General features: G+C 49.3%; 9 protein-coding genes. 6 read left to right on the top strand and 3 right to left on the bottom strand.

Features of this window, described 5'->3' with window-relative positions:
• Positions 1 to 18: 18 nt before the first annotated feature.
• The 3 genes from A7975_RS13810 to A7975_RS13800 form a co-directional block, all read right to left on the bottom strand.
• On the bottom strand, positions 19 to 519 hold the full coding sequence (locus tag A7975_RS13810; RefSeq protein WP_065385461.1) for a PTS sugar transporter subunit IIA: 501 nt from the start codon (positions 517 to 519) through the stop codon (positions 19 to 21).
• Between the two features lie 12 nt (positions 520 to 531).
• Positions 532 to 1,092, bottom strand: coding sequence for a CAT RNA binding domain-containing protein (locus A7975_RS13805; protein ID WP_053377267.1), 561 nt, complete (start codon positions 1,090 to 1,092; stop codon positions 532 to 534).
• A gap of 265 nt (positions 1,093 to 1,357) precedes the next feature.
• Positions 1,358 to 2,932, bottom strand: a complete 1,575-nt coding sequence (locus A7975_RS13800; RefSeq protein ID WP_065385460.1) for a catalase — start codon at positions 2,930 to 2,932, stop codon at positions 1,358 to 1,360.
• A 216-nt stretch (positions 2,933 to 3,148) separates the two neighbouring features.
• On the opposite strand from A7975_RS13800, the gene A7975_RS13795 reads away from it, so the two are divergent.
• From A7975_RS13795 to A7975_RS13770, 6 genes are all read left to right on the top strand, one after another.
• The gene (locus A7975_RS13795; protein ID WP_053377265.1) at positions 3,149 to 3,823 is read left to right on the top strand and encodes a tetratricopeptide repeat protein; all 675 of its coding nucleotides are present in this window, start codon (positions 3,149 to 3,151) and stop codon (positions 3,821 to 3,823) included.
• Between the two features lie 125 nt (positions 3,824 to 3,948).
• Positions 3,949 to 5,703 carry a sensor histidine kinase gene (locus A7975_RS13790; RefSeq protein WP_255314278.1) on the top strand — a complete coding sequence of 585 codons (1,755 nt, stop codon included), beginning with the start codon at positions 3,949 to 3,951 and terminating at the stop codon, positions 5,701 to 5,703.
• A gap of 148 nt (positions 5,704 to 5,851) precedes the next feature.
• Positions 5,852 to 7,465 (top strand): SWIM zinc finger family protein, encoded by a 1,614-nt coding sequence (locus tag A7975_RS13785; RefSeq protein ID WP_065385459.1) that lies wholly within the window; start codon positions 5,852 to 5,854, stop codon positions 7,463 to 7,465.
• Positions 7,462 to 10,365, top strand: coding sequence for a DEAD/DEAH box helicase (locus tag A7975_RS13780; RefSeq protein WP_065385458.1), 2,904 nt, complete (start codon positions 7,462 to 7,464; stop codon positions 10,363 to 10,365). The genes A7975_RS13785 and A7975_RS13780 overlap by 4 nt, the downstream gene beginning before the upstream one ends.
• 8 nt (positions 10,366 to 10,373) lie before the next feature.
• Positions 10,374 to 10,562, top strand: a complete 189-nt coding sequence (locus tag A7975_RS13775; RefSeq protein ID WP_053377262.1) for a hypothetical protein — start codon at positions 10,374 to 10,376, stop codon at positions 10,560 to 10,562.
• A 195-nt stretch (positions 10,563 to 10,757) separates the two neighbouring features.
• The gene (locus A7975_RS13770; protein WP_053377261.1) at positions 10,758 to 12,125 is read left to right on the top strand and encodes an extracellular solute-binding protein; all 1,368 of its coding nucleotides are present in this window, start codon (positions 10,758 to 10,760) and stop codon (positions 12,123 to 12,125) included.
• Positions 12,126 to 12,158 lie beyond the last annotated feature (33 nt).

Below are 12,158 nucleotides of genomic sequence, written 5' to 3'. Positions count from 1 at the left end.
TATGGTTGGGTTTTAGGGTTAGCTGTTCATTTCTGCGCGCAGCAGCATGTCTTTCCCGGCAGCGGCAATGCCGCCTGAGACTAGATGCTCAAGCTGCTTCACATCATCCCCGTTAGCGATGACGATCGGCGTGACGGTAGGATATCCGGCTGCCTTGATTTTGTCCTGGTCAAATGATATCAGCGTATCGCCCGCTTGGAAGCTGTCGCCTGAAGCTATATGGGCATTAAAGCCATCGCCGTTCAAAGCAACGGTGTTGATTCCGATATGAATAAGCAGCTGCAAGCCGGAAGCATGCTCAATAATGATGGCGTGATTCGTATGAATGAGATGGGAGACCGTACCGTCGAATGGCGCGATAATTTTGCCCTCTGATGGCTCAATCGCGAGCCCGTCGCCCATATGCTTGCCTGCGAACGCCTCGTCCGGCACCTCAGTTAATGGCACAATCTTTCCTGACAATGGTGCCGTAATTTCAATCGATTTTTGTTTTGATTTTCCGAAAAGTTTGGATAACATGGTTTAGTCCTCCTATTGTTGATCTGTTTGTTTGATAATTTGTCCTACCGCTACATTATGAATACCGGAGTAGATATGGAGCGCTAGAAATCCGATTTCATCCTCTGGCACCGCAACCTTGAACTGCGTGCTGATCCATTCCGCTAATCGAGCTGCGATTTCATATTCCATCGGAAAGCTCTTTTTGGTCTCGTTTAGAAAAGGATTTACAATATCCATGCCATTACGCAGCCGATAAACAGCAAATTGGATGTGGCTCGGCAAGGCGAAATATAGCTTCGGATGCACATCAACGCCGATCATCTGCTTGATATGGTCCGCAATCCGCTCTGTTACTTCGATGATTCCGGGATCGATCTCCTCGAGATAGGAGTGGTACTGCTTCATCTGTTCGGTATCGTCTAAGCGAAATCGCTTCTCGATACGCGGGTCCGTGCTGGCGATGGTTTGGCCGGCTTTCAGCGCGAAGCCAAGCCCTTTGCCGAAAATGACATATTCTCTCTCGGTTTGCGTGTCGGCCGTTAACAGAACATTGTTGCCGATCGCACGTTCTACCCGGAATGCGCGAGCCATGCTTGAAATCCCTCCTTTGTCATTAAGGTGCCCAATTGGCAAAAAAAAGAGCCAAGAAAAGAAGACCGCTCTAATTCGACATTAGATGGTAATCTTTTCTTGGCTCATGCCTCAATGGATGAGTAACACGCCAAATGGTTATGGATGATCGTTAAAATCAATTAAATGAGTTTTGCAATCATTCGCTTGAATAGTAACATCATATTAACTTAAAGCGCTTTCGTCAAGAGGATTCTCGCTTGAAAAATTACACTTTCATCTTTTTTCAATAGCCATCGGTGGAATGTCCAAGCTCGCTTGCGATCTCCATTCCTTCGTTTGCCGGCGTTGTGCCGACATGCCCTTTATCCGCAAGATGCTTATCCTTTTGCTTAAGGCCTTCGGCTACACGACTCCCGTATTCACTGTCAGCTTCGGAAAAATGCTTAATCATTTGTTCGCGAATGACCGAGCTGCAGTTGCTAAGCGCATCCACTAAATTTTCAATGAGCTCGTCGCGCTCCCATTGCTCGAATTTGCGATAGGTATCGCCGGCTTGCTTGAAATTGTTTTGCCGGTCGATGGGCTGCCTGGTCAGCTTAGCTGAATAGGATGGCTCATGCGGCTCGCCGGATGGCGATGCTTCCTTTAAGCCGCCCATCGTTGAAGGCTCATAGTTGACATGTGGATTTTGGCCAGGCGCAATATCGATATAGAAAGCCATCTGACCGTCGCGCTGATTGGTCGCAACCGGCTTCTTCGGCGCGTTGATCGGCAATTGCAGATAGTTGGTGCCTACGCGATGGCGCTGCGTATCGGAATAAGAGAATGTACGCCCTTGCAGCATTTTATCGTCGGAGAAATCCAGTCCATCCACTAATACGCCAGTGCCGAATGCGGCTTGCTCAACCTCTGTGAAGTAGTTTTCCGGATTTTTGTTCAGAACCATCCTGCCGACAGGCAGCATAGGGAACAGCTCGGGATCCCACAGCTTCGTATCGTCAAGCGGGTCAAAATCAAGCTCATCATGCGCGTCGTCGCTCATCCACTGCACCTGAAGCTCCCACTCCGGATACTCGCCGCGCTCGATTGCCTCATATAAATCCTGAGTGGCATGATTGAAGTTTTTCCCTTGCAGCTGCTCAGCTTCAGATTGCCGCAGGTTGCGTATGCCTTGCTTCGGCTCCCAATGATATTTGACGAGAACGCCTTTGCCTTCGGCATTCACCCATTTGTATGTATTCACGCCCGAGCCTTGCATTTGCCGGTAATTAGCTGGAATTCCCCATGGGGAGAACAAAAAGGTAATCATATGCGTTGCTTCAGGAGACTGGGACACAAAATCAAAGAAACGTTCCATGCTTTGCACATTCGTGACCGGATCAGGCTTGAAGGCATGCACCATATCGGGAAACTTCATCGCGTCGCGAATAAAAAATATTTTTAGATTGTTGCCGACAAGATCCCAGTTACCGTCCTCCGTATAAAACTTGGTAGCAAAGCCGCGCGGGTCACGAAGCGTCTCCGGGGAATGGCCGCCGTGAATAACGCTTGAGAATCGAACGAATACAGGCGTCTGCTTGCCTGCCTCTTGAAAGAGCTTCGCTCTCGTATATTTGGCAATCGGCTCATCGCCGAGCTTCCCATAGGCCTCGAAATAGCCATGTGCCCCAGCGCCCCGCGCATGCACGACGCGCTCAGGAACGCGTTCGCGGTCAAAATGTGAGATTTTCTCAATAAAATGATAGTTCTCTAACGTTGAGGGACCGCGGTTGCCGATGGTCCGGATATTTTGGTTGTCAGTGACGGGATGGCCCTGCCTAGTCGTTAGTGTTTGGTCAGGCGTATCATTTGATGCCATAACATGATCATCCTCCTTTTTTTTTTCATATGCCTAAATACGCGACTAGTTTGAGTCTTTCGCCTAATTATTATGCACCTCTCGGGTAAGATGACAATTTGCTAGTATTGCTCAATAATCGAGAAAATTATGGTATAATCGAACCATATTTGTACAATAAATCGCTGGGTTTTGCATTGAAAGCAGATTCCATTATACATTTTGTAGGGGGATAAGATGTTAAAATTTAGTCTTTTCATTTTCTTGATATGGTTGTTCGGCAACCCATTTATCGCTATCCTCGTCATGCTAGTCCTGCTTTATATGTTAGACCGGCGCTTTGTCGGGTTAACGCCCAGCCTCTTTAAACCTATAAAAAGACTCTCTAGAATAAAAAAGCTGAAACAGCAAATAGACAGCTCCCCAAACGATGTCTCCTCCAAGCATGAGCTAGCCAGGCTTCTAATCGAGAGAAAGAAGTATGGAGAGGCTCTTCGATGGCTTGAACCGCTGCAGCATACGCTTGAGGATTCCGCTGAGTTCTGGGATGACCTCGGCATGAGTTATTTGTATACAGGCGATGAGGAACGCGGGGTTGCCTGCATGCTTAGAGGTCTGGACCTTAATCCGCGAGTCAAATATGGAGCGCCGTACCTGCGCCTGGCATCCCATTACTCAAGCGGACAAACCGAGAAGGCGCTCACCTATATCCAAGCTTTTCAAGCGATTAATTCCTCGTCCTGCGAAGCTTATGACCAATTAACATCCATTTATAAGCAGCTTGGAAATGCGGAGGAAGCTAAGCGCACCACGGAGGAGGGGCTTCGCATATACCGGATGCTGCCTCGTTACAAGAAACGTCAGGAGCGCAAATGGGCCGTTCGTTTATGGTGGAAGAAGACAACCGGTTAACGCCAGCAATCTCGTTTATTTTGTTTTTGATGACCGTATATTTGTTATCATTTGTTAGTGGAAAGAGTATTGTCGTTTGGTTTAGGATGCTACATAATGAAAGCTATAATAGATAGAAGGGCAAGATGCAGGAGATGCAACGCAATATTTGGCTTGTGGCGATTAGCGTTATCGTCGTTTTAGTTTTATTGAACAATACGGCTTATTATTTTCTTACCAAAAAAACGCTGGAAGACTCTTTTAACGAAGAACTCCTGAACCATGCAAATCGACTGCAAATTTCACTAGAACAATCTCGCGAAGGCTCCGAGCAATTCCAAAATCAGATCGGCCGTGAGCTTCGCGCCGCTTCGATCGCTATCCAATATGCTCTAGATCCCGATATCGAGAAAGTAACGTCTGAGCAGCTGATCGAGCTGCGCGACAAGCTGGACCTCAGCCACATCACACTTCTTAAGAAATTACCTGATGATATTGTGCTATACAAATCCTCTAACGAAAAACAAGTGAATACGAGTACGAAAAGCTGGAAGCCATGGTACGAGGTGTTTAACCAGCTGTTCGAGAACAAAAATGCTTCGGTGGACTGGCTTGGACAATCGCTTCCGAATTTCTGGAGCGGACCGTTCGAGGTATCTACGACCAACGTGGATCAGCTTAACAAATGGGGATACTATTACGATGGTGCAACAAACTATATCATCGATCCCTACGTGGATTATGAGCGGCAGGAAGCCTATGAAATCGCCACTGGCGTTCATCGCATGATCGAAAATTCGGTCCAGAGCAGCGACTCCCTACTAGAGATTGCATTCATAAACCCGGAGACGTACCCGGATGGGAAAGCAACGATTAATCCGGAAGGCCAAGTGCAAGGCCATAAAGTACAGGAGCCGATTTTTTATGGCACGTACTCGATAAAGTCGGCGCAGGATACGAGCATGGTGCGCAAAGCCTATTTTTCTAAGAAGACAGTTACGCTTCGTGAAAATATTAACGGTAAAGAAATTTACAAAATGTATATTCCGACATTCGTGAATGAAAAAGGGATTAACATAACGGATCGGGACGGCCAGCCGATGAATAGCTACGTGCTGATGCTTACTTCCGATTATCATGTCATTCAAGAAAAGCTTGATTCGCAGTTTCTCAATTTAGGCATCATAATATTGATCGTAACCGGCTTAAGCTTGCTGATTGCCGTTGTTGCGATGAGATATTATAGGCATTCGCGCGATAAGGTGGTACGCGTCACGCAAGAAACCTATGTGGACGAGATCAACCAAATGTTCCAATCGATAAGGGCGCAAAGGCATGATTTCTTAAACCACGTGCAGACGATCCATTCTCTCGCGGAGCTCGATAAATCGCAGGAGCTCGTTGCATACACGAAGGAGCTGACCGGTGATATCCGGATGATGAACGATATTATTAATATCGGCAATCCGGCGATAGCGGCACTTGTACGCTCCAAAATTTCGCAGGCGGAGAGCAATAAAATTCAATTCAGCTGCTCGTTTACCGGTCTTAATATGCAGGAAATGGGCGTTAAGACGCTTGACGTCAATCGGATGCTCGGCAACTTGATCGATAATGCCTTTGATGAAGTGCTGAAATATTCGGAGGACAGGCGGCATGTTACGCTCGTTGGCAAGCAGACGGCTGATTTCCTGGAGTTTACCGTTACGAATACCTGTGAAAACGCTGATGAAGCGATATCGAAGCCTATTTTCGAGGCGGGTTATTCGACCAAGCAGCAGGACCATCAAGGTCTAGGTCTATCCATTGTGAAGTCGATCGCGAAGCAGTATAAGGGAGACGTTCACGTCACTGCGGAGCCGACCGGAAAATTAACGTTTATCATAAAAATGCCATTATAATAAAGAGTTTGCCTTGCCGACTGGAGTTCCGGGTCGGTAAGGCATTTTTATTTGCTCCAGATCAGGCATTTGACGCCAAATGATGGCAACAGCCGTTTCGGCTTGGTATAATAGAAAGAATGCAAGTGAACGGAAAGGAAGCGGGTGAATGTCTCTAATGCACCTCAATGAAAAGCTGCACGCGCTGATTGAACAACAGTTAAACGTTCACGTCGAAACGACGATTATGAAGCGAGGTTGGCAATATTACATGGAAGGCAAAGTGAACAGCGCGAATGAAGGCAGCCAAGACCATTTATATGGCGTCGTTCAGGGCTCGGATCTTTATGCTGTTATATTAGATGCAAGCAACTTGCGGTACAGCTCCTGTACCTGCCCATATACCGGTTTTTGCAAGCATATGGCGGCCGTATATTTTCAATATTGCAGTCAGCAGGAGGGGGGGCATGGGCTAGCGGAACGATCCTATTTCCGACTGCTCGGACTCTCATCTGCAAGTTCGCTGCTGAAGACTTCGCAGGCGGCAAGGGCTGAGCCGCAGCCGCAATTGCCCGTCGCTCCCCGCGACCCTGGCGCACTTGCGACCGCCGGGGAGTGGCTGAGCTGGATGGAGGAGACGCATGGCGAGGTTTGGCGGAAGTGCCGCCATTCTCTGCATGCGCTGCAGCCTTTATTATCATCCTTAAAGGGACTCGCGAAGGACTGGGAGAAGCCGATGCAGCGATTGCACTGGTCAACGGCTATTCTATTCGTGCTGGAGCAAGCAGAGCGAGCCATTAATACGGTTGATTCGTTCAGCAGATATTACCATGAGATGTCGTTTATCCGTATGGCAGAGCCTTGGGTGGAGCATCTCTATACGCTAATATCCGAGTTGACGCCGGAGACGATGGGGCCGGAGGAAGAGGCTTGGGCGGATGCGCTGATCGCACATGTGAAGATATGGGCAGCCAGCACGGAGCGGCAGCTCTTTGACTGGGGCTATATTTATTTGGCCTTCTGCGAGAAGCTATCCGAAAACCGCAGCTGGTTTGAGCGCGAGCTAACCTCGATGGTCGAGCTGTCTCACGCAGAGGATGCGGAAGGCGTCAATAAGGAGTTTTTGCATACCGCGATTGGCATTATGTACTTTTTTGACAAAAACGATGAACTTGCGATTCAACATTTTGCATTAACGAGCTTTGAGCGTTCGCAGAAGGTGATGTATCCATGCGCGGCACAGCGGATGGAAGAAGGAAAATGGGAGCTCGTGGAGCGCTGGATGAGCTTTCTGTTCGAGCGAGTCAACAAAGTGAAAAACGGCCGTTCGGTTGGCCCGTTCGTAACGTTATGCCGCCGAGCCGATCTCGACCGTCCGGATTTGCAAATATGGACCGACTACATGACGCAATTGCTGCCTCATTCCTATTCAGAATTATCTGACCATTGGCTGGATCAGAAGCGTTATGAGGAATGGGCCGATCTGCAGATGCTCGTGGGCTCCCGTCCGGAGGATGTCGGCGCTCATGCGCTGCGCGAAATTGCGAAGCTTGCTCCGCATGCGTTAATGCCTCTCTACCATCAGTCGGTTGAGGCATCCATTCAGACTCGCAACCGGCAAGGGTACCGAATAGCCGTTAAGCAGCTGAAGAAGCTGGAGCGTTTATATAAAGCAGACAAGGATACACCGAAATGGGATCAATATATTGCAGGACTTGTACGGAAACATCAGCGTCTTAGAGCTTTTCAGGAAGAGCTGTGGAAAGGGAAAATCGTTACATGAAAACATACATTGGCGCGCGCAAGTTAATGATAGACGGGTTTTGGAACGAAGAGGAAGGCGACGCCTCGGTTCTGTTAAGCGCAGTCGATCGGAAGGATGCGGCCGATAGCAAGCTGCGCTCCTTGTTGTTTGCATGGCATAAGGCATCCTGGTACGGGGCGGATATCGAAGAGATTAGCGTTGGCGAACGGAAGCTGCTGAAAGTGCCGCCGCTGCTTGCCATGGATTATTTATCTTCGCCGCAGCATGTGCGGCTGCTTCAATTAGAATGGACGGACCGCTTGTCCGTCCTGATGAGAATGGCAGGGCAAATACGGACCGCATTGATCAATGGCTGGTTTGCGCCCGATTGGGAGCGATGGACGGAAGATAAACGCAGCTGGCGCATGGACATTCCGGAGCACGAGAATGATCTAATTGAGGCTTGGAATAACAATGTGCAAGCGGCGCTTCAAAATGGCGATCATGGGAGCGAACACTGGATCAGCGGCGCTGTCGAGCAAATGATCGCCGAAAACGAGCAGGCGGCGAAGGCATGGAACGCTATAGGCACAGCTTCAGGCGAAGCGGTGCTAAGAAGGAAGTCGGCCGATGAGGAAGATTGGCTCATCGCGATCGGACTTCGCAAGGATGTTCTGCCGTTTCGTACCGCGCTTCAGCTCGTTGAGCCGATGGAGTCGTCCTTGTGGCGGCTTCGCCCTGTTCTGCAAGATCGCGACGGGGGGCAGTGGCTGCCCATTCGGCTTAATGAAAATGAGGATGGCTGGGAAGCGGACACCGAGGATGGTCGCGCGATTCCAGCGGAATGGCTGCCGCTGCTTGAAGGCAAGCTAGCCAAAGAGCAGATGAAATGGACGACGGCGCTGCCTGAGCTGAAGGATATGCAGGATGAGAGCAAGCTTAGGGAATTGCTGTCGGACAATGAGGCGTGGAAGTTTTTGGAGGAAGCAAGCGTTCGACTGCTGGAAGCGGGTTGTCCCGTGCTTCTGCCTAGCTGGTGGGAAGCGGTTCGCTCACGGAAGCTGCGGCTAAGAGCCAAGATGAAATCGTCAGTGGGTTCGGCTGCACAGCCGATGTTCGGGCTTGACCAAATTGTTCAATTTGACTGGAAGCTTGCGCTTGGCGACGTGAATCTGACCGAGGCGGAGTTTCTCCACTTGGCGGAGCAGAACCGCCGGCTTTTCAATATCGGCGGCGAGTGGGTTCATTTGGACCCGCAGGATGTGACGCAAATTAAACAATGGCTGAAGCGGATGGGCAAGCGCAAGGGGCTCTCATTCCGAGATGTTCTGGAGATGCATCTAAAAGGCGGAATTCCGCTCGATGAAACGGGCGAGCTGGACAATGATCTGGAAGCGGAAATTGAGCTGAATGAGCATTTAACGTCTTGGCTCGCTCAGCTCCAGCAAACATCGCAAATTCCGCTCGCCGAAATACCGCCAACGTTTTTGGGCGAGCTTCGCCCCTACCAGCTTGAGGGCGTATCATGGCTGCTCTTCTTAAGGAGGTTCGGGCTCGGCGGCGTGCTTGCGGATGATATGGGGCTTGGCAAAACGATTCAATTTATGGCTTATCTCGTCTATTTGAAGGAGAGAAAGCTGCAATCTGGCGGACCTTCCCTGCTTATATGCCCGACGTCGGTAATCGGCAACTGGGAGAAGGAGCTTGAGAAGTTCGCGCCTTCGCTTCAAGTGATGCTGCATTATGGCAATAAGCGGGATAAGGGAGAGCAATTCCGCGATTCGGTTGCTGGCGCGGATCTGGTCATTACCTCCTACTCGCTCGCGCAGCTAGACGAGGAAGATTTAAGCTTGGTCGATTGGGATGCGCTTTGCCTCGATGAGGCGCAAAATATCAAAAATATATATACGAAGCAGTCAACCGCCATTAGGCGTCTGCCGGCGGGGCATCGCATTGCGCTTACGGGAACGCCGATGGAGAATCGGCTGACCGAGCTCTGGTCAATCTATGATTTCATTAATCCCGGTTACTTGGGCAACATTAACGAGTTCCGCAAGGAAGTGGTTACGCCGATTGAGAAAACGCGGGATGAGAAGCTGATCGCCGGGCTTCAGCGCTGGGTGAAGCCGTTTATGCTGCGGCGAATCAAGAAAGACCCTTCGATTCAGCTGTCGCTGCCGGATAAGAATGAGTCGAAAACCTATATGACGCTAACGGCAGAGCAGGGTGCCATGTACGAAAATTTAGTGGCGGATCTGCTAGAGAATCTGGATAAGCTCGGCCCGATGCAGCGAAGAGGCCTTATTCTTGCCGCATTAACGAAGCTGAAGCAGCTTTGCGATCATCCTTCACTGCTTGCGGATGAGGAAAAAACAGCTTTATGGGAAGTGGACCGCTCTAATAAAGTGGCACGTCTGCTTGAAATGTGCGAGGAGATCGCAGCGGAAGGCGAACGCTGCCTCATCTTTACGCAATATATCGAGATGGGGCATCAGCTTCAGCAGCTGCTTGAGGAGAAGCTTGGCCTGCCGGTGCCTTACTTGCATGGCGGAGTGCCAAAGGCGAAGCGGGATCAAATGATTGATCAGTTCCAAAATACGGAGGAGCCATGCTGCGCTTTTGTACTTTCGCTGAAGGCTGGCGGCACGGGGCTTAACCTCACCGCTGCAAACCATGTGTTCCATTTTGACCGTTGGTGGAATCCTGCGGTGGAGAACCAAGCGACCGACCGGGCGTTCCGAATCGGACAAACAAAAGAGGTTCATGTGCATAAGTTTATTACGCTCGGCACGCTTGAGGAGAAGATTGACGAGATGATCGAGCGAAAGCAATCGCTGAACGATCAAGTCGTCGGTCAGTCCGAGCAGTGGATAACGGAAATGTCTACCGACGATCTGAGGGAGCTTTTTGCACTGCGAAAAAGCTGGTTGAAGGGATGAGGATATAAATGACAGACGGCAGCATCCGTGCCAAACAGGAAAAATTAATGCTCGAAACGGCAAAAGCGAATCAATCCGCTCAAACCTCACATGCAGTTGAGGAAACGCCGCTGGGAAATGGCCAGAATGAGGGCGCGAGCACCGAATGGCGAAGATTTTATGACGCGGTTAAACAAATAACGCTCGACATGCGTTAATATAAGACTAACTACATGACATAGCCTGTCGGGAAAAGTAACCCGGCGGGCTTTAAATTTTTATCCCTCCAATCCCAAATAAGAGGATAGTATCCCTAACTCGTCGTTATTTGGACCTCCTAACCATTGTTCAAAGGCGACTATAATAAGGATGCGAGGCAAACAAGCAGCACCATAAACGAGGAGGTCTTCCCAATGAAAAAGAAACACACTCTACTTGCCACCCTTTTAGTATCGATCATGCTGGTCGCGACGGCATGCGGTGCTAACAACAATGCAGGGACGAACAAAAACGCAGGTACAAACAGTACAAATACACCTGCCGAGACTACAGACGCACCTGCAGAAGCTAAGGACGTTACCTTGTCTTTGCGCCATACACAAATTAAAGAAACGAGCAAAACTCGTTTGCAAATTCTAGAAGATGTCGTTGCCAAAACACAGGAAGAAAACAAAGGCCTTACGTTCAAGCTAGAAGGCATTGACGAGATCGTTAACCGCGATCAAAAGCTGAAAGCTGAAATGGCTGCCGGCAACCCTCCTGATATTTTCGAAGTATTCGGCGGCGCTGACCTTAATCTTTATGTAAAAGCGAACCGCATGCTGGACTTGACTCCAATCATTGATGAGCTTGGCCTTAAAGACAAGTTTGCAAGCTTGGATGAGTTCACAGTTGACGGTAAAGTATACGGCCTTCCTTTCGGCGGATACAGCGAAGCGATTTTCTACAATAAAAAAATCTTCACTGAGCTAGGCTTGGAAATTCCCACGACTTGGGCGCAATTGCTTGAAATCTCCGAAAAAATTAAAGCTGCCGGTTACACGCCATTCGGTTTGGCTGCAAAAGACGGCTGGGTTAACGGGATGTTGTGGAACACAGTTATGGAGCGCAACGTTGGCATCGATGCATTCAGCAAGGTGGTATCCGGCGAAGCGAAATGGACAGACGAGAACTTCGTTAAAGGGTTTGCTTCCTATGCAGAGCTCGTGAACAAAGATTACTTTACAAAAGGCGCGCTTGGCCTTGCTTACGCTGATCAAGGCGCACAATTGCTATCCGGCAAAGCGGCTATGGTGTTCACAGGAACTTGGGATGCTAACCGCTTCTCCGGCGACGAAGCAGGCGAATTGAAAGGCCAAATCGGTTACTTCGCATTCCCGTCCATCGATGGCGGCGCAGGCGACCAAACCTCCATCAATGCTTCCTACTCAAACGGCTTTGGTTTCTCTGCAAACCTAAATGAAGATCAAGTAGCGGCAGCTAAGAAATTTATCGCTAACTTCTACACGGAAGAAGTACAAAAACGCACATTGGTTGAAGACAAATTGCTTCCTTCGATGAAGCTTAGCGATCTGTCCGGCGTAGACCCGCTTACAACTGAAATTTTGACTGTAATGGCTAACGCTTCTTCTTCTTGGAAAGCTTATGATGCAATCGTTCAACCAGCTGTAGGCGCTGACGTTAACGTTGGTATCCAAGAGTTGATCGGTAAAGTGACGACACCGGAAAAAGTAGCAGCAAAAATTCAAGCGTCGCAAGACAAGGCTAACGCAGCGAAGTAATTGCATGACATTACAATCGTTCCTGATGGGCGA

Source organism: Bacillus sp. FJAT-26390 (assembly GCF_001682865.1).
Taxonomy (GTDB): Bacteria; Bacillota; Bacilli; order Paenibacillales; family Paenibacillaceae; genus Pristimantibacillus.
Note: the sequence above shows the minus strand (reverse complement) of the source record. Positions and strands in the feature narration are given on the sequence as shown.